Source organism: Photobacterium sp. HL06 (assembly GCF_059552575.1).
In genome coordinates this window covers 21445-43345 of record NZ_CM183914.1, presented here as the reverse complement: position 1 = coordinate 43345, position 21901 = coordinate 21445, and the positions used below count along the sequence as shown (strand labels likewise).

4 protein-coding genes, 6 tRNA genes and 9 rRNA genes are annotated in these 21901 nt (G+C 49.8%); 1 reads left to right on the top strand and 18 read right to left on the bottom strand.

Going from position 1 to position 21901, the window contains the following annotated elements; genetic code table 11:
- Positions 1 to 30 precede the first annotated feature (30 nt).
- Positions 31 to 1515 (bottom strand): ketol-acid reductoisomerase, encoded by a 1485-nt coding sequence (ilvC, locus tag AC51G0_RS00190; protein ID WP_496300177.1) that lies wholly within the window; start codon positions 1513 to 1515, stop codon positions 31 to 33.
- A gap of 132 nt (positions 1516 to 1647) precedes the next feature.
- Here ilvC and ilvY point away from each other — a divergent pair, with 132 nt between their 5' ends.
- Positions 1648 to 2529, top strand: a complete 882-nt coding sequence (gene ilvY / locus AC51G0_RS00185; RefSeq protein WP_496300176.1) for an HTH-type transcriptional activator IlvY — start codon at positions 1648 to 1650, stop codon at positions 2527 to 2529.
- 101 nt (positions 2530 to 2630) lie between these two features.
- On the opposite strand, the gene AC51G0_RS00180 is transcribed toward ilvY, so the two are convergent.
- From AC51G0_RS00180 to AC51G0_RS00100, 17 genes are all read right to left on the bottom strand, one after another.
- Positions 2631 to 2707, bottom strand: a tRNA-Asp gene (locus AC51G0_RS00180).
- 93 nt (positions 2708 to 2800) lie between these two features.
- A 5S ribosomal RNA gene (gene rrf / locus AC51G0_RS00175) occupies positions 2801 to 2916 on the bottom strand.
- 183 nt (positions 2917 to 3099) lie between these two features.
- Positions 3100 to 5990: ribosomal RNA gene (locus tag AC51G0_RS00170) — 23S ribosomal RNA — on the bottom strand.
- A 363-nt stretch (positions 5991 to 6353) separates the two neighbouring features.
- A 16S ribosomal RNA gene (locus AC51G0_RS00165) occupies positions 6354 to 7906 on the bottom strand.
- Positions 7907 to 8235: 329 nt separating this feature from the next.
- Positions 8236 to 8351, bottom strand: a 5S ribosomal RNA gene (gene rrf, locus AC51G0_RS00160).
- A gap of 183 nt (positions 8352 to 8534) precedes the next feature.
- Positions 8535 to 11425, bottom strand: a 23S ribosomal RNA gene (locus AC51G0_RS00155).
- A 312-nt stretch (positions 11426 to 11737) separates the two neighbouring features.
- A tRNA-Ala gene (locus AC51G0_RS00150) sits at positions 11738 to 11813 on the bottom strand.
- Positions 11814 to 11856: 43 nt separating this feature from the next.
- Positions 11857 to 11933, bottom strand: a tRNA-Ile gene (locus AC51G0_RS00145).
- A gap of 74 nt (positions 11934 to 12007) precedes the next feature.
- Positions 12008 to 13560, bottom strand: a 16S ribosomal RNA gene (locus tag AC51G0_RS00140).
- 456 nt (positions 13561 to 14016) lie between these two features.
- Positions 14017 to 14132 (bottom strand): 5S ribosomal RNA (rrf, locus tag AC51G0_RS00135).
- A gap of 116 nt (positions 14133 to 14248) precedes the next feature.
- Positions 14249 to 17140, bottom strand: a 23S ribosomal RNA gene (locus tag AC51G0_RS00130).
- A gap of 319 nt (positions 17141 to 17459) precedes the next feature.
- Positions 17460 to 17535, bottom strand: a tRNA-Val gene (locus AC51G0_RS00125).
- Positions 17536 to 17566: 31 nt separating this feature from the next.
- A tRNA-Lys gene (locus AC51G0_RS00120) sits at positions 17567 to 17642 on the bottom strand.
- A gap of 1 nt (position 17643) precedes the next feature.
- Positions 17644 to 17719: transfer RNA gene (locus AC51G0_RS00115), tRNA-Glu, on the bottom strand.
- 99 nt (positions 17720 to 17818) lie between these two features.
- A 16S ribosomal RNA gene (locus tag AC51G0_RS00110) occupies positions 17819 to 19371 on the bottom strand.
- The 16S, 23S and 5S rRNA genes sit together here with 6 tRNA genes alongside, the layout of an rRNA operon.
- Before the next feature lie 532 nt (positions 19372 to 19903).
- Entirely contained in the window at positions 19904 to 20428 is a 525-nt protein-coding gene (gene hemG, locus AC51G0_RS00105; RefSeq protein WP_496300175.1) for a menaquinone-dependent protoporphyrinogen IX dehydrogenase, read from the bottom strand.
- A 9-nt stretch (positions 20429 to 20437) separates the two neighbouring features.
- A complete protein-coding gene (locus AC51G0_RS00100) occupies positions 20438 to 21895 on the bottom strand; it encodes a TrkH family potassium uptake protein (protein ID WP_496300174.1) in 1458 nt (485 codons plus the stop codon).
- Between the last annotated feature and the right edge of the window lie 6 nt (positions 21896 to 21901).

Here is a 21901-nt window from a genome sequence, read left to right as displayed (position 1 = left end):
TGAGCCGGGCTTTTTTATAATTCAGAGGTATTAACCACCTACTGCGATGCGCTTCATGTCTGTCATGTAGCCGCGTAGCTCCTGGCCAACCCATTCAACAGGGTGGCTGCGAACAGCCTCATTAACATCAATCAACTTCTGGTTATCAACCTGGTTGCTTGTTTCACCCAAACCTTTACCAATTACGTCAGTGCCTACTGATGGCATGAACTTTTCACGCAGTAGCGGAGTAGCTACATTAGCAAACAGGTAGTTACCGTATTCTGCTGTATCGGAAATAACAACGTTCATCTCATACAAGCGCTTACGGGCGATAGTGTTCGCGATAAGCGGCAGCTCATGCAGAGACTCATAATAAGCAGACTCTTCAATGATGCCAGAAGCTGTCATCGCTTCAAATGCCAGCTCAACACCGGCGCGAACCATCGCAACCATTAGGATACCGTTATCAAAGTACTCCTGCTCTTCAATCTGAAGATCTGAGTCAGGGTAGTTTTCAAAGGCAGTTTCAGCAGTTTCGGCACGCCAACCCAGTAAGTTCACATCGTCATTCGCCCAGTCAGCCATCATAGTGCTAGAGAAATGGCCAGTAATGATGTCATCCATATGCTTGTTGTACAGTGGGCGCATCAGATCTTTAAGCTCTTCAGACAGCTCAAACGCTTTCACTTTGGCTGGGTTAGACAAACGATCCATCATATGGGTAACGCCGCCGAACTTCAGTGCTTCAGTGATTGTTTCCCAGCCAAACTGCAGTAGCTTGCCTGCATAGGCTGGTTCGATACCTTCAGCAACCATTTTCTCGTAACAAACAATAGAACCAGCCTGTAGCATGCCACACAGGATAGTCTGCTCACCCATTAGATCTGACTTCACTTCAGCCACAAATGAAGATTCAAGTACACCGGCACGATGGCCACCTGTTGCAGCTGCCCAAGCTTTAGCAATATCCAGGCCTTCGCCTTTAGGGTCATTTTCTGGGTGAACAGCAATAAGAGTCGGAACACCAAAACCACGCTTGTACTCTTCACGCACTTCAGTACCCGGGCACTTAGGGGCTACCATCACAACAGTCAGATCATCACGAACCTGCATACCCTCTTCAACGATATTAAAGCCATGTGAATAACCCAGAGCGGCATCTTGCTTCATTAACGGCATCACAGTTTCAACTACATTGGAGTGCTGCTTGTCTGGTGTTAGGTTAACCACAAGATCAGCTTGTGGAATCAGTTTTTCGTAGCTATCGACTTCAAAACCATTTTCCTTAGCGTTCTTGTACGACTGACGCTGCTCATCAATCGCAGCCTGACGTAGCGCATAAGCAACATCAAGACCTGAATCACGCATATTCAAACCTTGGTTCAGGCCCTGTGCACCACAACCAACGATAACCACTTTCTTGCCTTTTAGGTAATCGGCTTCTGTTGCGAACTCAGCACGATCCATAAAACGACAACGGCCTAGCTGATCTAACTGCTGGCGTAGGTTTAGGGTATTGAAATAATTAGCCATAACTACAAACTCCGTGAATTCTTATCCTTGGGTCGACATCTTCCTGTCGAATAACCTGATAGTAGAACAGGTACTTTGTTGCGCAAAGTGATATATTCACAATAACTCATTGCAAAAAGTGCAACATGGACGATGAACATCAAGAACCTGCAACTATTCCTGCATCTATGTGATTCCAAAAGCTTTAGCCAAACTGCACAGGCGATGCATATCAGCCCATCGGCGCTTAGCCGCATAATTCAGCGCCTGGAAGACGATACCGGGCAAATATTATTTATTCGTGACAACCGCAGTGTAGAGTTAACTTCTGCGGGGAAAAAGCTATTGCCTGTCGCAGCACAAATCGTCTCAAGTTGGCTAGAACTCAAGACCCAGCTCAATGATCAAAAACAGCAACTGCAAGGAAAGCTCAAGCTTTTCTGCTCAGTAACAGCAAGCTATAGTCACCTTCCCGCCATTCTCAATGAGTTTCGTCAGCTCTATCCGCAAATCGAAATTCAGCTCATCACCGGTGATCCCGCCCAGGCAGTTGATAAAGTATTGCAGGACGAGGCAGATATCGCCATTGCGACCAAGCCAGAAGGACTCTCAGGTAAGTTAACTTACCTTGAGCTTGATAAGGTAACCATGTCTGTCATTAGCCCTCTAATTCCCCCTCCGGGATTACAGCGATACCTTACTGACACACCTGAATGGAGTCAGCTTCCTTTTATTTTGCCTGAATCAGGTACAGCGAGGGAGCGAGCCGACAAATGGCTTAAAGCGAAGAAAGTAAAACCGAGTATTTACGCCCAGGTCGGAGGGCATGAAGCGATTGTCAGTATGGTGGCATTAGGTTGTGGGATCGGTATTGCCCCCGATGTGGTGATTAGCAACAGCCCGGTGGGAGACAAAGTACGACGCCATCATCAAGAAAGTATCGCCCCAATGCAGTTAGGACTCTGTTGTAAACGTAGCCGAGAGCAGGAACCTTTGCTTTCCGCCTTACTTGAGCTTTTTCCACACCATCCATAGGAAAATAGTAAGCAGGTACTCAACTGGTCTATTCGACCGCAGGGCGAACAAAACCTTTAGACGTAAAAAAGCCCAGTCTTTCGACTGGGCTTCTTAATAAGTGGCGGAGCGGACGGGACTCGAACCCGCGACCCCCGGCGTGACAGGCCGGTATTCTAACCAACTGAACTACCGCTCCACTCAATTCTGAGCAACAAATAAAGTCTGATGGTCGCTGCTTTATTTGTTTTTGCTTTCATCTTTTTTTAAAAAGATGAAAACCTATGTTAAAGCCTGGCGATGTCCTACTCTCACATGGGGAGACCCCACACTACCATCGGCGCTATTACGTTTCACTACTGAGTTCGGCATGGGATCAGGTGGGTCCATAATGCTATGGTCGCCAAGCAAATTCTGTTTTATCTACCGCCCAAAGGCGATAAATAGCAATCTGGGAAAGTTAACTAGCTGTTCTCAGCACCATTCAAGTGCTTCGTGGAGTCCATACCTACATGGATGTAGGCAATACTGATAATCGTCTTGGTCCGGCATTCCGGGAACGATTTCAGTGAAAAACCCCTTGGGTGTTGTATGGTTAAGCCTCACGGGCAATTAGTACAGGTTAGCTCAATGCCTCGCAGCACTTACACACCCTGCCTATCTACGTCGTAGTCTCCAACAACCCTTTAGGATACTTATAGTATCAGGGATGACTCATCTCAGGGCTCGCTTCGCGCTTAGATGCTTTCAGCGCTTATCGATTCCGAACTTAGCTACCGGGCAATGCCACTGGCGTGACAACCCGAACACCAGAGGTTCGTCCACTCCGGTCCTCTCGTACTAGGAGCAGCCCCCTTCAATCATCCAACGCCCACGGCAGATAGGGACCGAACTGTCTCACGACGTTCTAAACCCAGCTCGCGTACCACTTTAAATGGCGAACAGCCATACCCTTGGGACCGACTTCAGCCCCAGGATGTGATGAGCCGACATCGAGGTGCCAAACACCGCCGTCGATATGAACTCTTGGGCGGTATCAGCCTGTTATCCCCGGAGTACCTTTTATCCGTTGAGCGATGGCCCTTCCATTCAGAACCACCGGATCACTATGACCTGCTTTCGCACCTGCTCGAATTGTCATTCTCGCAGTCAAGCGGGCTTATGCCATTGCACTAACCTCACGATGTCCGACCGTGATTAGCCCACCTTCGTGCTCCTCCGTTACTCTTTGGGAGGAGACCGCCCCAGTCAAACTACCCACCAGGCACTGTCCGCACCCCCGATAAGGGGGCGACGTTAGAACATCAACACTACAAGGGTGGTATTTCAAGGACGGCTCCACCATATCTAGCGACATGGTTTCAAAGCCTCCCACCTATCCTACACATGTAGGGTCAATGTTCAGTGCCAAGCTGTAGTAAAGGTTCACGGGGTCTTTCCGTCTAGCCGCGGGTACACAGCATCTTCACTGCGATTTCAATTTCACTGAGTCTCGGGTGGAGACAGCGTGGCCATCATTACGCCATTCGTGCAGGTCGGAACTTACCCGACAAGGAATTTCGCTACCTTAGGACCGTTATAGTTACGGCCGCCGTTTACCGGGGCTTCGATCAAGAGCTTCGACCGAAGTCTAACCCCATCAATTAACCTTCCGGCACCGGGCAGGCGTCACACCGTATACGTCATCTTTCGATTTTGCACAGTGCTGTGTTTTTAATAAACAGTTGCAGCCACCTGGTATCTGCGACTCCCAGTAGCTCCATCCGCAAGGGACTTCACCGCCAGGAGCGTACCTTCTCCCGAAGTTACGGTACCATTTTGCCTAGTTCCTTCACCCGAGTTCTCTCAAGCGCCTTGGTATTCTCTACCTGATCACCTGTGTCGGTTTGGGGTACGATTGCTTACAACCTATCGCTTAGAGGCTTTTCCCGGAAGCATGGCATCAATGACTTCACCGCCGTAGCGGCTCGACATCGGGTCTCAGCCTTAAGATGGTCCGGATTTACCTAAACCATCAGCCTACACCCTTGAACCAGGACAACCGTCGCCTGGCCCACCTAGCCTTCTCCGTCCCCCCATCGCAGTTATAAGCAGTACAGGAATATTAACCTGTTTCCCATCGACTACGCCTTTCGGCCTCGCCTTAGGGGTCGACTTACCCTGCCCCGATTAACGTTGGACAGGAACCCTTGATCTTCCGGCGAGGGAGTTTTTCACTCCCTTTATCGTTACTCATGTCAGCATTCGCACTTCTGATACCTCCAGCAAACCTTACGATTCACCTTCAACGGCTTACAGAACGCTCCCCTACCCAATGCAGTAAACTGCATTGCCGCAGCTTCGGTGTATAGCTTAGCCCCGTTAAATCTTCCGCGCAGGCCGACTCGACCAGTGAGCTATTACGCTTTCTTTAAATGATGGCTGCTTCTAAGCCAACATCCTGGCTGTCTGAGCCTTCCCACATCGTTTCCCACTTAGCTATAACTTTGGGACCTTAGCTGGCGGTCTGGGTTGTTTCCCTCTCCACGACGGACGTTAGCACCCGCCGTGTGTCTCCCGGATAGTACTTACTGGTATTCGGAGTTTGCAAAGGGTTGGTAAGTCGGGATGACCCCCTAGCCTTAACAGTGCTCTACCCCCAGTAGTATTCGTCCGAGGCGCTACCTAAATAGCTTTCGGGGAGAACCAGCTATCTCCAGGTTTGATTGGCCTTTCACCCCTAGCCACAAGTCATCCGCTAATTTTTCAACATTAGTCGGTTCGGTCCTCCAGTAAGTGTTACCTCACCTTCAACCTGCCCATGGCTAGATCACCTGGTTTCGGGTCTAATCCTAGCAACTGTACGCCCAGTTAAGACTCGGTTTCCCTACGGCTCCCCTATACGGTTAACCTTGCTACTAAAATTAAGTCGCTGACCCATTATACAAAAGGTACGCAGTCACACCACGAAGGTGCTCCTACTGCTTGTACGTACACGGTTTCAGGTTCTATTTCACTCCCCTCACAGGGGTTCTTTTCGCCTTTCCCTCACGGTACTGGTTCACTATCGGTCAGTCAGGAGTATTTAGCCTTGGAGGATGGTCCCCCCATGTTCAGACAGGATATCACGTGTCCCGTCCTACTCGATTTCACTAAGAGCGCGCTGTCGGCTACGGGGCTATCACCCTTTACTGCTGTGCTTTCCAGCACATTCGCCTAACGCTCAACTAGCTTAAGGGCTAATCCGGTTTCGCTCGCCGCTACTGCCGGAATCTCGGTTGATTTCTGTTCCTCGGGGTACTTAGATGTTTCAGTTCCCCCGGTTCGCCTCGCTACGCTATGTATTCACGTAGCGATACTGGCTTATGCCAGTGGGTTTCCCCATTCGGAAATCCCAGTCTCAGGTGGCTTTTACTGCCTAAACTGGGCTTATCGCAAGTTAATACGTCCTTCATCGCCTCTGACTGCCAAGGCATCCACCGTGTACGCTTAGTCACTTAACCATACAACCCCAAGGAGTTTTTTATTTTCACTTTTCAAAAAAGTGAAGACAAAAGCGTATGGTCAACAACCAAGGTTTGTGTCTCTCCTTCTCTACATGAAAGAGCAGGGAGACATTGGTTTTTCGCCGGACTCTACACAAGACACTTGAATGTGTTTGCTTGAGAACTCGTTTCATCTCTCGATGAAACATTTTAATTCAATTGTAAAAATTGAATTTACTAGTCAGCTTTCCAGATTGTTAAAGAGCATAACGCAAAAAGCGTTAATCAATAACCGGAGTCATTCATTAGCGCTTTCGCTGTTCTTTTACATTTTAACCAAGCAATCTGTGTGGACACTGCATAAAACAGCAAGTCTTTAGGTAAGGAGGTGATCCAGCCCCAGGTTCCCCTAGGGCTACCTTGTTACGACTTCACCCCAGTCATGAACCACACCGTGGTAAACGCCCTCCCGAAGGTTAAGCTATCTACTTCTGGTGCAGCCCACTCCCATGGTGTGACGGGCGGTGTGTACAAGGCCCGGGAACGTATTCACCGTAGCATTCTGATCTACGATTACTAGCGATTCCGACTTCATGGAGTCGAGTTGCAGACTCCAATCCGGACTACGACGTACTTTGTGGGATTCGCTCACCATCGCTGGTTGGCAGCCCTCTGTATACGCCATTGTAGCACGTGTGTAGCCCTACTCGTAAGGGCCATGATGACTTGACGTCGTCCCCACCTTCCTCCGGTTTATCACCGGCAGTCTCCCTGGAGTTCCCGCCATTACGCGCTGGCAAACAAGGATAGGGGTTGCGCTCGTTGCGGGACTTAACCCAACATTTCACAACACGAGCTGACGACAGCCATGCAGCACCTGTCTCAGAGTTCCCGAAGGCACGAAACCATCTCTGGTAACTTCTCTGGATGTCAAGAGTAGGTAAGGTTCTTCGCGTTGCATCGAATTAAACCACATGCTCCACCGCTTGTGCGGGCCCCCGTCAATTCATTTGAGTTTTAATCTTGCGACCGTACTCCCCAGGCGGTCTACTTAACGCGTTAGCTCCGAAAGCCACGGCTCAAGGCCACAACCTCCAAGTAGACATCGTTTACGGCGTGGACTACCAGGGTATCTAATCCTGTTTGCTCCCCACGCTTTCGCATCTGAGCGTCAGTCTTTGTCCAGGGGGCCGCCTTCGCCACCGGTATTCCTTCAGATCTCTACGCATTTCACCGCTACACCTGAAATTCTACCCCCCTCTACAAGACTCTAGTCTGCCAGTTCAAAATGCTGTTCCGAGGTTGAGCCCCGGGCTTTCACATCTTGCTTAACAGACCGCCTGCATGCGCTTTACGCCCAGTAATTCCGATTAACGCTCGCACCCTCCGTATTACCGCGGCTGCTGGCACGGAGTTAGCCGGTGCTTCTTCTGTCGCTAACGTCAAGGCATGCAGCTATTAACTACACACCCTTCCTCACGACTGAAAGTACTTTACAACCCGAAGGCCTTCTTCATACACGCGGCATGGCTGCATCAGGGTTTCCCCCATTGTGCAATATTCCCCACTGCTGCCTCCCGTAGGAGTCTGGACCGTGTCTCAGTTCCAGTGTGGCTGATCATCCTCTCAGACCAGCTAGGGATCGTTGCCTTGGTGAGCCGTTACCCCACCAACAAGCTAATCCCACCTGGGCTAATCTTAGCGCGAGAGGCCCGAAGGTCCCCCTCTTTGGCCCGTAGGCATTATGCGGTATTAGCTATCGTTTCCAATAGTTATCCCCCACACTAAGGCATATTCCCAGGCATTACTCACCCGTCCGCCGCTCGCCGCCCAACAAATCCCCCGAAGGGTCAATGTTGTCGCTGCCGCTCGACTTGCATGTGTTAGGCCTGCCGCCAGCGTTCAATCTGAGCCATGATCAAACTCTTCAATTAAAGTTTTGTTGTTTCTTTCGAAACGGCTCAATGAATACTGATTGAGTTCCTAGTGACTAGAAGCTAGTTCCTAGAAGCTCGAATTGACTGTGCCGATATTTCTATCGTTTTGGTCACTCAGTTCATTGATAAATCTTTCGACTTAACTTTTTCACGAGTGCCCACACAGATTGCATGGTCAAATTGTTAAAGAGCTTTGCTTTCAAGCGTTTAACGCTGAAGCAGGAGGCGTATAATACGCTTTCCACTTTGAAAGTCAACATAATATTCTAAGTTTTCACTTAAAATCTTATGGTGACTCACCTCTGACGAGGTCAGTCAAAATTAAAGCCTGGCGATGTCCTACTCTCACATGGGGAGACCCCACACTACCATCGGCGCTATTACGTTTCACTACTGAGTTCGGCATGGGATCAGGTGGGTCCATAATGCTATGGTCGCCAAGCAAATTCTGTTTTATTCACCGCCCAAAGGCGATAAATAGCAATCTGGGAAAGTTAACTAGTTGTTCTCAGCACCATTCAAGTGCTTCGTGGAGTCCATACCTACATGGATGTAGGCAATACTGATAATCGTCTTGGTCCGGCATTCCGGGAACGATTTCAGTGAAAAACCCCTTGGGTGTTGTATGGTTAAGCCTCACGGGCAATTAGTACAGGTTAGCTCAATGCCTCGCAGCACTTACACACCCTGCCTATCTACGTCGTAGTCTCCAACAACCCTTTAGGATACTTAAAGTATCAGGGATGACTCATCTCAGGGCTCGCTTCGCGCTTAGATGCTTTCAGCGCTTATCGATTCCGAACTTAGCTACCGGGCAATGCCACTGGCGTGACAACCCGAACACCAGAGGTTCGTCCACTCCGGTCCTCTCGTACTAGGAGCAGCCCCCTTCAATCATCCAACGCCCACGGCAGATAGGGACCGAACTGTCTCACGACGTTCTAAACCCAGCTCGCGTACCACTTTAAATGGCGAACAGCCATACCCTTGGGACCGACTTCAGCCCCAGGATGTGATGAGCCGACATCGAGGTGCCAAACACCGCCGTCGATATGAACTCTTGGGCGGTATCAGCCTGTTATCCCCGGAGTACCTTTTATCCGTTGAGCGATGGCCCTTCCATTCAGAACCACCGGATCACTATGACCTGCTTTCGCACCTGCTCGAATTGTCATTCTCGCAGTCAAGCGGGCTTATGCCATTGCACTAACCTCACGATGTCCGACCGTGATTAGCCCACCTTCGTGCTCCTCCGTTACTCTTTGGGAGGAGACCGCCCCAGTCAAACTACCCACCAGGCACTGTCCGCACCCCCGATAAGGGGGCGACGTTAGAACATCAACACTACAAGGGTGGTATTTCAAGGACGGCTCCACCATATCTAGCGACATGGTTTCAAAGCCTCCCACCTATCCTACACATGTAGGGTCAATGTTCAGTGCCAAGCTGTAGTAAAGGTTCACGGGGTCTTTCCGTCTAGCCGCGGGTACACAGCATCTTCACTGCGATTTCAATTTCACTGAGTCTCGGGTGGAGACAGCGTGGCCATCATTACGCCATTCGTGCAGGTCGGAACTTACCCGACAAGGAATTTCGCTACCTTAGGACCGTTATAGTTACGGCCGCCGTTTACCGGGGCTTCGATCAAGAGCTTCGACCGAAGTCTAACCCCATCAATTAACCTTCCGGCACCGGGCAGGCGTCACACCGTATACGTCATCTTTCGATTTTGCACAGTGCTGTGTTTTTAATAAACAGTTGCAGCCACCTGGTATCTGCGACTCCCAGTAGCTCCATCCGCAAGGGACTTCACCGCCAGGAGCGTACCTTCTCCCGAAGTTACGGTACCATTTTGCCTAGTTCCTTCACCCGAGTTCTCTCAAGCGCCTTGGTATTCTCTACCTGATCACCTGTGTCGGTTTGGGGTACGATTGCTTACAACCTATCGCTTAGAGGCTTTTCCCGGAAGCATGGCATCAATGACTTCATCACCGTAGTGACTCGACATCGGGTCTCAGCCTTAAGATGGTCCGGATTTACCTAAACCATCAGCCTACACCCTTGAACCAGGACAACCGTCGCCTGGCCCACCTAGCCTTCTCCGTCCCCCCATCGCAGTTATAAGCAGTACAGGAATATTAACCTGTTTCCCATCGACTACGCCTTTCGGCCTCGCCTTAGGGGTCGACTTACCCTGCCCCGATTAACGTTGGACAGGAACCCTTGATCTTCCGGCGAGGGAGTTTTTCACTCCCTTTATCGTTACTCATGTCAGCATTCGCACTTCTGATACCTCCAGCAAACCTTACGATTCACCTTCAACGGCTTACAGAACGCTCCCCTACCCAATGCAGTAAACTGCATTGCCGCAGCTTCGGTGTATAGCTTAGCCCCGTTAAATCTTCCGCGCAGGCCGACTCGACCAGTGAGCTATTACGCTTTCTTTAAATGATGGCTGCTTCTAAGCCAACATCCTGGCTGTCTGAGCCTTCCCACATCGTTTCCCACTTAGCTATAACTTTGGGACCTTAGCTGGCGGTCTGGGTTGTTTCCCTCTCCACGACGGACGTTAGCACCCGCCGTGTGTCTCCCGGATAGTACTTACTGGTATTCGGAGTTTGCAAAGGGTTGGTAAGTCGGGATGACCCCCTAGCCTTAACAGTGCTCTACCCCCAGTAGTATTCGTCCGAGGCGCTACCTAAATAGCTTTCGGGGAGAACCAGCTATCTCCAGGTTTGATTGGCCTTTCACCCCTAGCCACAAGTCATCCGCTAATTTTTCAACATTAGTCGGTTCGGTCCTCCAGTAAGTGTTACCTCACCTTCAACCTGCCCATGGCTAGATCACCTGGTTTCGGGTCTAATCCTAGCAACTGTACGCCCAGTTAAGACTCGGTTTCCCTACGGCTCCCCTATACGGTTAACCTTGCTACTAAAATTAAGTCGCTGACCCATTATACAAAAGGTACGCAGTCACACCACGAAGGTGCTCCTACTGCTTGTACGTACACGGTTTCAGGTTCTATTTCACTCCCCTCACAGGGGTTCTTTTCGCCTTTCCCTCACGGTACTGGTTCACTATCGGTCAGTCAGGAGTATTTAGCCTTGGAGGATGGTCCCCCCATGTTCAGACAGGATATCACGTGTCCCGTCCTACTCGATTTCACTAAGAGCGCGCTGTCGGCTACGGGGCTATCACCCTTTACTGCTGTGCTTTCCAGCACATTCGCCTAACGCTCAACTAGCTTAAGGGCTAATCCGGTTTCGCTCGCCGCTACTGCCGGAATCTCGGTTGATTTCTGTTCCTCGGGGTACTTAGATGTTTCAGTTCCCCCGGTTCGCCTCGCTACGCTATGTATTCACGTAGCGATACTGGCTTATGCCAGTGGGTTTCCCCATTCGGAAATCCCAGTCTCAGGTGGCTTTTACTGCCTAAACTGGGCTTATCGCAAGTTAATACGTCCTTCATCGCCTCTGACTGCCAAGGCATCCACCGTGTACGCTTAGTCACTTAACCATACAACCCCAAGGAGTTTTTTATTTTCACTTTTCAAAAAAGTGAAGACAAAAGCGTATGTTCAAACAACCAAGGTTTATCTCTCTGATAAGGAGAGAATTGGTTTTTCGCCGGACTCTACACAAGACACTTGAATGTGTTTGCTTGAGAACTCGTTCTTCATAAAGAAGAACATTTTAATTCAATTGTAAAAATTGAATTTACTAGTCAGCTTTCCAGATTGTTAAAGAACATGTGTTGACCTTCGAAAAGGTGTCCACTTTTTAAAAGTACTATATATCTCTGTCTTTCAAGAGAAGTACGTTTAAAGAGTGGTGGAGCTATGCGGGATCGAACCGCAGACCTCCTGCGTGCAAGGCAGGCGCTCTCCCAGCTGAGCTATAGCCCCAACGTATTAAAAAGACTGTCACACACTTTCTTTGGGAAGAAAGTGGTGGGTCTGAGTGGACTTGAACCACCGACCTCACCCTTATCAGGGGTGCGCTCTAACCACCTGAGCTACAGACCCAAGTCTTTTCACGTTCTTTTACATTTTAACCAGGCAATCTGTGTGGACACTGCATAAAACAGCAAGTCTTTAGGTAAGGAGGTGATCCAGCCCCAGGTTCCCCTAGGGCTACCTTGTTACGACTTCACCCCAGTCATGAACCACACCGTGGTAAACGCCCTCCCGAAGGTTAAGCTATCTACTTCTGGTGCAGCCCACTCCCATGGTGTGACGGGCGGTGTGTACAAGGCCCGGGAACGTATTCACCGTAGCATTCTGATCTACGATTACTAGCGATTCCGACTTCATGGAGTCGAGTTGCAGACTCCAATCCGGACTACGACGTACTTTGTGGGATTCGCTCACCATCGCTGGTTGGCAGCCCTCTGTATACGCCATTGTAGCACGTGTGTAGCCCTACTCGTAAGGGCCATGATGACTTGACGTCGTCCCCACCTTCCTCCGGTTTATCACCGGCAGTCTCCCTGGAGTTCCCGCCATTACGCGCTGGCAAACAAGGATAGGGGTTGCGCTCGTTGCGGGACTTAACCCAACATTTCACAACACGAGCTGACGACAGCCATGCAGCACCTGTCTCAGAGTTCCCGAAGGCACGAAACCATCTCTGGTAACTTCTCTGGATGTCAAGAGTAGGTAAGGTTCTTCGCGTTGCATCGAATTAAACCACATGCTCCACCGCTTGTGCGGGCCCCCGTCAATTCATTTGAGTTTTAATCTTGCGACCGTACTCCCCAGGCGGTCTACTTAACGCGTTAGCTCCGAAAGCCACGGCTCAAGGCCACAACCTCCAAGTAGACATCGTTTACGGCGTGGACTACCAGGGTATCTAATCCTGTTTGCTCCCCACGCTTTCGCATCTGAGCGTCAGTCTTTGTCCAGGGGGCCGCCTTCGCCACCGGTATTCCTTCAGATCTCTACGCATTTCACCGCTACACCTGAAATTCTACCCCCCTCTACAAGACTCTAGTCTGCCAGTTCAAAATGCTGTTCCGAGGTTGAGCCCCGGGCTTTCACATCTTGCTTAACAGACCGCCTGCATGCGCTTTACGCCCAGTAATTCCGATTAACGCTCGCACCCTCCGTATTACCGCGGCTGCTGGCACGGAGTTAGCCGGTGCTTCTTCTGTCGCTAACGTCAAGGCATGCAGCTATTAACTACACACCCTTCCTCACGACTGAAAGTACTTTACAACCCGAAGGCCTTCTTCATACACGCGGCATGGCTGCATCAGGGTTTCCCCCATTGTGCAATATTCCCCACTGCTGCCTCCCGTAGGAGTCTGGACCGTGTCTCAGTTCCAGTGTGGCTGATCATCCTCTCAGACCAGCTAGGGATCGTTGCCTTGGTGAGCCGTTACCCCACCAACAAGCTAATCCCACCTGGGCTAATCTTAGCGCGAGAGGCCCGAAGGTCCCCCTCTTTGGCCCGTAGGCATTATGCGGTATTAGCTATCGTTTCCAATAGTTATCCCCCACACTAAGGCATATTCCCAGGCATTACTCACCCGTCCGCCGCTCGCCGCCCTTAGCGTCCCCCGAAGGTTCAGCTAAGTCGCTGCCGCTCGACTTGCATGTGTTAGGCCTGCCGCCAGCGTTCAATCTGAGCCATGATCAAACTCTTCAATTAAAGTTTTGTTGTTCCTTTCGGAACGGCTCAATGAATACTGATTGAGTTCCTAGTGACTAGAAGCTAGTTCCTAGAAGCTCGAATTGACTGTGCCAAATAACCCCTCTCTTATAAAGAGAAAAAGTATTTGTATTGGTCACTCAGTTCATTGATAAATCTTTCGACTTAACTTTTTCACGAGTGCCCACACAGATTGCATGGTCAAATTGTTAAAGAACGTTGACTTTCAATGCCTTGGCGCGTTGCGCTTCAGCAAGTCAGGACGCGTATAATACGCTTCTCTGTTTTTAAGTCAAGATAAAATTTTCATCTTTTTAATCATTCGATTAAAGAGCAAAAACCTTATATTGACTCCGCTCACACCGGGTTCGGTAAGAGCGAAATAAAAGCCCGTTGTTGCCAACGGGCTCTCGTTTTCTGTCATTCACTTTTAAAAAAGTGAAATCAAAATTTGGAGCCTGGCGATGTCCTACTCTCACATGGGGAGACCCCACACTACCATCGGCGCTATTACGTTTCACTACTGAGTTCGGCATGGGATCAGGTGGGTCCATAATGCTATGGTCGCCAAGCAAATTCTGTTTTATTCACCGCCCAAAGGCGATAAATAGCAATCTGGGAAAGTTAACTAGTTGTTCTCAGCACCATTCAAGTGCTTCGTGGAGTCCAAAAACCCCTTGGGTGTTGTATGGTTAAGCCTCACGGGCAATTAGTACAGGTTAGCTCAATGCCTCGCAGCACTTACACACCCTGCCTATCTACGTCGTAGTCTCCAACAACCCTTTAGGATACTTAAAGTATCAGGGATGACTCATCTCAGGGCTCGCTTCGCGCTTAGATGCTTTCAGCGCTTATCGATTCCGAACTTAGCTACCGGGCAATGCCACTGGCGTGACAACCCGAACACCAGAGGTTCGTCCACTCCGGTCCTCTCGTACTAGGAGCAGCCCCCTTCAATCATCCAACGCCCACGGCAGATAGGGACCGAACTGTCTCACGACGTTCTAAACCCAGCTCGCGTACCACTTTAAATGGCGAACAGCCATACCCTTGGGACCGACTTCAGCCCCAGGATGTGATGAGCCGACATCGAGGTGCCAAACACCGCCGTCGATATGAACTCTTGGGCGGTATCAGCCTGTTATCCCCGGAGTACCTTTTATCCGTTGAGCGATGGCCCTTCCATTCAGAACCACCGGATCACTATGACCTGCTTTCGCACCTGCTCGAATTGTCATTCTCGCAGTCAAGCGGGCTTATGCCATTGCACTAACCTCACGATGTCCGACCGTGATTAGCCCACCTTCGTGCTCCTCCGTTACTCTTTGGGAGGAGACCGCCCCAGTCAAACTACCCACCAGGCACTGTCCGCACCCCCGATAAGGGGGCGACGTTAGAACATCAACACTACAAGGGTGGTATTTCAAGGACGGCTCCACCATATCTAGCGACATGGTTTCAAAGCCTCCCACCTATCCTACACATGTAGGGTCAATGTTCAGTGCCAAGCTGTAGTAAAGGTTCACGGGGTCTTTCCGTCTAGCCGCGGGTACACAGCATCTTCACTGCGATTTCAATTTCACTGAGTCTCGGGTGGAGACAGCGTGGCCATCATTACGCCATTCGTGCAGGTCGGAACTTACCCGACAAGGAATTTCGCTACCTTAGGACCGTTATAGTTACGGCCGCCGTTTACCGGGGCTTCGATCAAGAGCTTCGACCGAAGTCTAACCCCATCAATTAACCTTCCGGCACCGGGCAGGCGTCACACCGTATACGTCATCTTTCGATTTTGCACAGTGCTGTGTTTTTAATAAACAGTTGCAGCCACCTGGTATCTGCGACTCCCAGTAGCTCCATCCGCAAGGGACTTCACCGCCAGGAGCGTACCTTCTCCCGAAGTTACGGTACCATTTTGCCTAGTTCCTTCACCCGAGTTCTCTCAAGCGCCTTGGTATTCTCTACCTGATCACCTGTGTCGGTTTGGGGTACGATTGCTTACAACCTATCGCTTAGAGGCTTTTCCCGGAAGCATGGCATCAATGACTTCACCGCCGTAGCGGCTCGACATCGGGTCTCAGCCTTAAGATGGTCCGGATTTACCTAAACCATCAGCCTACACCCTTGAACCAGGACAACCGTCGCCTGGCCCACCTAGCCTTCTCCGTCCCCCCATCGCAGTTATAAGCAGTACAGGAATATTAACCTGTTTCCCATCGACTACGCCTTTCGGCCTCGCCTTAGGGGTCGACTTACCCTGCCCCGATTAACGTTGGACAGGAACCCTTGATCTTCCGGCGAGGGAGTTTTTCACTCCCTTTATCGTTACTCATGTCAGCATTCGCACTTCTGATACCTCCAGCAAACCTTACGATTCACCTTCAACGGCTTACAGAACGCTCCCCTACCCAATGCAGTAAACTGCATTGCCGCAGCTTCGGTGTATAGCTTAGCCCCGTTAAATCTTCCGCGCAGGCCGACTCGACCAGTGAGCTATTACGCTTTCTTTAAATGATGGCTGCTTCTAAGCCAACATCCTGGCTGTCTGAGCCTTCCCACATCGTTTCCCACTTAGCTATAACTTTGGGACCTTAGCTGGCGGTCTGGGTTGTTTCCCTCTCCACGACGGACGTTAGCACCCGCCGTGTGTCTCCCGGATAGTACTTACTGGTATTCGGAGTTTGCAAAGGGTTGGTAAGTCGGGATGACCCCCTAGCCTTAACAGTGCTCTACCCCCAGTAGTATTCGTCCGAGGCGCTACCTAAATAGCTTTCGGGGAGAACCAGCTATCTCCAGGTTTGATTGGCCTTTCACCCCTAGCCACAAGTCATCCGCTAATTTTTCAACATTAGTCGGTTCGGTCCTCCAGTAAGTGTTACCTCACCTTCAACCTGCCCATGGCTAGATCACCTGGTTTCGGGTCTAATCCTAGCAACTTATGCGCCCAGTTAAGACTCGGTTTCCCTACGGCTCCCCTATACGGTTAACCTTGCTACTAAAATTAAGTCGCTGACCCATTATACAAAAGGTACGCAGTCACACCACGAAGGTGCTCCTACTGCTTGTACGTACACGGTTTCAGGTTCTATTTCACTCCCCTCACAGGGGTTCTTTTCGCCTTTCCCTCACGGTACTGGTTCACTATCGGTCAGTCAGGAGTATTTAGCCTTGGAGGATGGTCCCCCCATGTTCAGACAGGATATCACGTGTCCCGTCCTACTCGATTTCACTAAGAGCGCGCTGTCGGCTACGGGGCTATCACCCTTTACTGCTGTGCTTTCCAGCACATTCGCCTAACGCTCAACTAGCTTAAGGGCTAATCCGGTTTCGCTCGCCGCTACTGCCGGAATCTCGGTTGATTTCTGTTCCTCGGGGTACTTAGATGTTTCAGTTCCCCCGGTTCGCCTCGCTACGCTATGTATTCACGTAGCGATACTGGCTTATGCCAGTGGGTTTCCCCATTCGGAAATCCCAGTCTCAGGTGGCTTTTACTGCCTAAACTGGGCTTATCGCAAGTTAATACGTCCTTCATCGCCTCTGACTGCCAAGGCATCCACCGTGTACGCTTAGTCACTTAACCATACAACCCCAAGGAGTTTTTTATTTTCACTTTTCAAAAAAGTGAAGACAAAAGCGTATGTTCAAACAACCAAGGTTTCTATCTCTGATAAGGAGATAATGGTTTTTCGCCGGACTCTACACAAGACACTTGAATGTGTTTGCTTGAGAACTCGTTTCATCTCTCGATGAAACATTTTAATTCAATTGTAAAAATTGAATTTACTAGTCAGCTTTCCAGATTGTTAAAGAGCATGTGTACTTCTCTACCTAAACAAATAGGTTTCGATATCCACTTTTTAAATACACTCACTTCTTTTTCAAAAAATGTGCTTAAAGAGTGGTGGGCGATACCGGGCTCGAACCAGTGACCCCCTCCTTGTAAGGGAGGTGCTCTCCCAACTGAGCTAATCGCCCACGATAGTTTTAATTCCTTCGTGAGAAAGAATGGTGGGTCGTGCAGGATTCGAACCTGCGACCAATTGATTAAAAGTCAACTGCTCTACCAACTGAGCTAACGACCCTTGGCGTCCCGTAGGGGAGTCGAACCCCTGTTACCGCCGTGAAAGGGCGGTGTCCTAGGCCTCTAGACGAACGGGACTAAGTGTTTCTTGCTAACGTTGTTGGGCAACGCTAGCGCTCTTTTACATTTCGACCAAGCAATCTGTGTGGACACTGCATAAAACAGCAAGTCTTTAGGTAAGGAGGTGATCCAGCCCCAGGTTCCCCTAGGGCTACCTTGTTACGACTTCACCCCAGTCATGAACCACACCGTGGTAAACGCCCTCCCGAAGGTTAAGCTATCTACTTCTGGTGCAGCCCACTCCCATGGTGTGACGGGCGGTGTGTACAAGGCCCGGGAACGTATTCACCGTAGCATTCTGATCTACGATTACTAGCGATTCCGACTTCATGGAGTCGAGTTGCAGACTCCAATCCGGACTACGACGTACTTTGTGGGATTCGCTCACCATCGCTGGTTGGCAGCCCTCTGTATACGCCATTGTAGCACGTGTGTAGCCCTACTCGTAAGGGCCATGATGACTTGACGTCGTCCCCACCTTCCTCCGGTTTATCACCGGCAGTCTCCCTGGAGTTCCCGCCATTACGCGCTGGCAAACAAGGATAGGGGTTGCGCTCGTTGCGGGACTTAACCCAACATTTCACAACACGAGCTGACGACAGCCATGCAGCACCTGTCTCAGAGTTCCCGAAGGCACGAAACCATCTCTGGTAACTTCTCTGGATGTCAAGAGTAGGTAAGGTTCTTCGCGTTGCATCGAATTAAACCACATGCTCCACCGCTTGTGCGGGCCCCCGTCAATTCATTTGAGTTTTAATCTTGCGACCGTACTCCCCAGGCGGTCTACTTAACGCGTTAGCTCCGAAAGCCACGGCTCAAGGCCACAACCTCCAAGTAGACATCGTTTACGGCGTGGACTACCAGGGTATCTAATCCTGTTTGCTCCCCACGCTTTCGCATCTGAGCGTCAGTCTTTGTCCAGGGGGCCGCCTTCGCCACCGGTATTCCTTCAGATCTCTACGCATTTCACCGCTACACCTGAAATTCTACCCCCCTCTACAAGACTCTAGTCTGCCAGTTCAAAATGCTGTTCCGAGGTTGAGCCCCGGGCTTTCACATCTTGCTTAACAGACCGCCTGCATGCGCTTTACGCCCAGTAATTCCGATTAACGCTCGCACCCTCCGTATTACCGCGGCTGCTGGCACGGAGTTAGCCGGTGCTTCTTCTGTCGCTAACGTCAAGGCATGCAGCTATTAACTACACACCCTTCCTCACGACTGAAAGTACTTTACAACCCGAAGGCCTTCTTCATACACGCGGCATGGCTGCATCAGGGTTTCCCCCATTGTGCAATATTCCCCACTGCTGCCTCCCGTAGGAGTCTGGACCGTGTCTCAGTTCCAGTGTGGCTGATCATCCTCTCAGACCAGCTAGGGATCGTTGCCTTGGTGAGCCGTTACCCCACCAACAAGCTAATCCCACCTGGGCTAATCTTAGCGCGAGAGGCCCGAAGGTCCCCCTCTTTGGCCCGTAGGCATTATGCGGTATTAGCTATCGTTTCCAATAGTTATCCCCCACACTAAGGCATATTCCCAGGCATTACTCACCCGTCCGCCGCTCGCCGCCCAACAAATCCCCCGAAGGGTCAATGTTGTCGCTGCCGCTCGACTTGCATGTGTTAGGCCTGCCGCCAGCGTTCAATCTGAGCCATGATCAAACTCTTCAATTAAAGTTTTGTTGTTCCTTTCGGAACGGCTCAATGAATACTGACTTCAAAACTGTTTCTTACCGAAGCAAGAAAGTAATTTTAAAGCTATTACCATTATTCTTTTCATATAGAGAAGAGAATGGTAATGAATTGACTGTGCCAAAATAACCTTAGTTATTTTGTATTGGTCACTCAGCTCATTGATAAATCTTTTGACTTAACTTTTTCACGAGTGCCCACACAGATTGCATGGTCAAATTGTTAAAGAACAAACTTCAGTTAAAAGTTACACTTTCAAGCGCTTCACGCCTTTACTGAAGTGGACGGCCATTTTAACGAACTAAGCTGGCGTGTCAAACACTTTTATCAACTTAATTCCCTTTGGCTTAATCGCCCTACCGATTAGTAGCTAACCCCTTAGTGGATGCCGCTCTCCGTATCGGTGAGGCGGCATTATAGGGCGTTAATCCCCTTGCGCAAGGAGTATTTTCAATATTTCCCATCAAACGCCGCCAAGCGAGCAAAAAACAGACAAGAGTGCGATAAATCAAACTTAAAACTGCTGAAACTGACGCGCAAACTGAGAAACCTTATCCCAATCGGTATATTCTACCTCTTTGGTCGGATCAGTCTCTCCTCCAGTCAGACGCATAATGAACTGAATCATCACTCGATCAAACCAGCTATACCTTGGGTAACGTAACGCCCCAGCGAATACAGCTTGTAATTTTGGCTGCCAAGCTGACTTCTTAAGAAACGTCTTCATATAAGCACTGGTTTCAGGGGTATTCTTACCTTCTTTACGAGCTGTGAGGTTAACGCAGAAGAAACCAACCTTATGTTGCTCTAGCGCTTTTTGGTTAAGGTTAATAAACTCATACAGCTTCTTATTGAGGTGACCATAACGAATCGATGCACCAATCAATACCCGCTGGTAACAGCTAAAATCTAATTCAGGCAGCTGATTGAGATCTTTAAGCTCACACTGGCAGTTATCACCCAGCTGTTCCTCTATATATTGCAGAATTTTTATTGTCTGCCCATCACTACTTGAATGAAGAAGTAAAACCTTTTCCACACTCTCTCCTTAGTTACGCCAGAATGTCGGTGTAAACAACACTAATAAAGTGAACACTTCCAGACGACCAAATAGCATTGAGATAACTAATACCCATTTCGCAGGGTCATTAATCTCACCAAAGTGTACAGCTACCTCGCCCAAGCCAGGCCCGAGGTTATTTAAAGTCGCTGCAACAGCAGAAAAAGCGGTTAACTCATCTAACCCGGTGGCAATAAGCCCCAGCATACAGATAACAAAGACAAGGGCATAAGCCGAAAAGAAGCCCCATACCGCATCCACAACACGCTGCGGCAGCGCTTTATTACCCACCTTAATGGTATAAATCGCCCTTGGGTGAACCAATCGTTTCAGTTCACGCACCCCTTGAAGCAGCAGAAGCAACATACGAATAACTTTTATCCCGCCACCAGTTGAACCTGCGCAGCCACCCACGAATGAGGAAAAAAGTAATAACACCGGCAAAAACAGCGGCCATTCAGAGAAGCTCGTTGTGGTAAAGCCAGCCGTCGTAGAGATGGATACCGTCTGAAACAGTGCCTGGTCAAATGCCTCATGCAGCGAGTCATACGACTGATGCTTGAACAGCAGGCTAAAGCAAATCAGAAACAGGATAAACTGAGTTGCCAGAAACGCCCTGAATTCTGGATCTCGCCAATAGGTACGTAAATGGATACCGCCGTTGGCAAAGGCTGCAAAGTGAAGCGAAAAGTTACAGGCCGAGATCAACAAGAACACCACAGTGATCATATTTATCGTCGAGCTATTGAAATAACCCATACTGGCATCATGGGTAGAAAAACCGCCGATCGCCACAGTGGAAAAACTGTGGGAGATAGCATCAAATACCGTCATGCCTGCCATCCAAAATGCCACCGCACAACCGATCGTTAATGCCAGGTAGATATACCATAAGGTTTTGGCTGTTTCGGCTATTCTTGGTGTCATTTTACTATCTTTAACAGGCCCAGGGATCTCTGCCCGGTATAGCTGCATACCACCAATCCCCAAGACCGGAAGAATCGCAACCGCTAATACAATGATCCCCATGCCGCCAAACCATTGCAGTAACTGGCGGTAGAAAAGTATCGCTTTTGGCAACTCATCCAGCCCAACAATTACTGTCGCCCCGGTTGTCGTCAATGCGGAAAAGGCTTCAAAGAAAGAGTCTGTGACAGATAAATCCGGTGTCTTGGCTAAAATAAACGGTACCGCACCAGCACTACCGATAACGGTCCAGAACAGGACAACAATCAAAAAGCCGTCTCTGGCTTTCAGCTCCCGGCGATAATGCCGGTTTGGCAGCCATAGCATGGCGCCACCAGCGAAAAGGAGAAAGAAGGTGACCACAAAGGGAAAACCCGCACCATCGCGATAAATCAACGCAATCAATGCAGGTGCCAGCATAGTGACACTAAATAGCGCGAGCAATAGCCCGACAATTCTGATGATGGAACGAAATTGCATAGCCTT

What these genes read in the sequence shown, in the direction of transcription:
- ilvY (WP_496300176.1), top strand. Translation starts at nt 1,648, where the DNA reads ATGAACATCAAGAACCTGCAACTATTCCTGCATCTATGTGATTCCAAA.
- ilvC (WP_496300177.1), bottom strand. Translation starts at nt 1,515, where the DNA reads ATGGCTAATTATTTCAATACCCTAAACCTACGCCAGCAGTTAGATCAG.
- AC51G0_RS00100 (WP_496300174.1), bottom strand. Translation starts at nt 21,895, where the DNA reads ATGCAATTTCGTTCCATCATCAGAATTGTCGGGCTATTGCTCGCGCTA.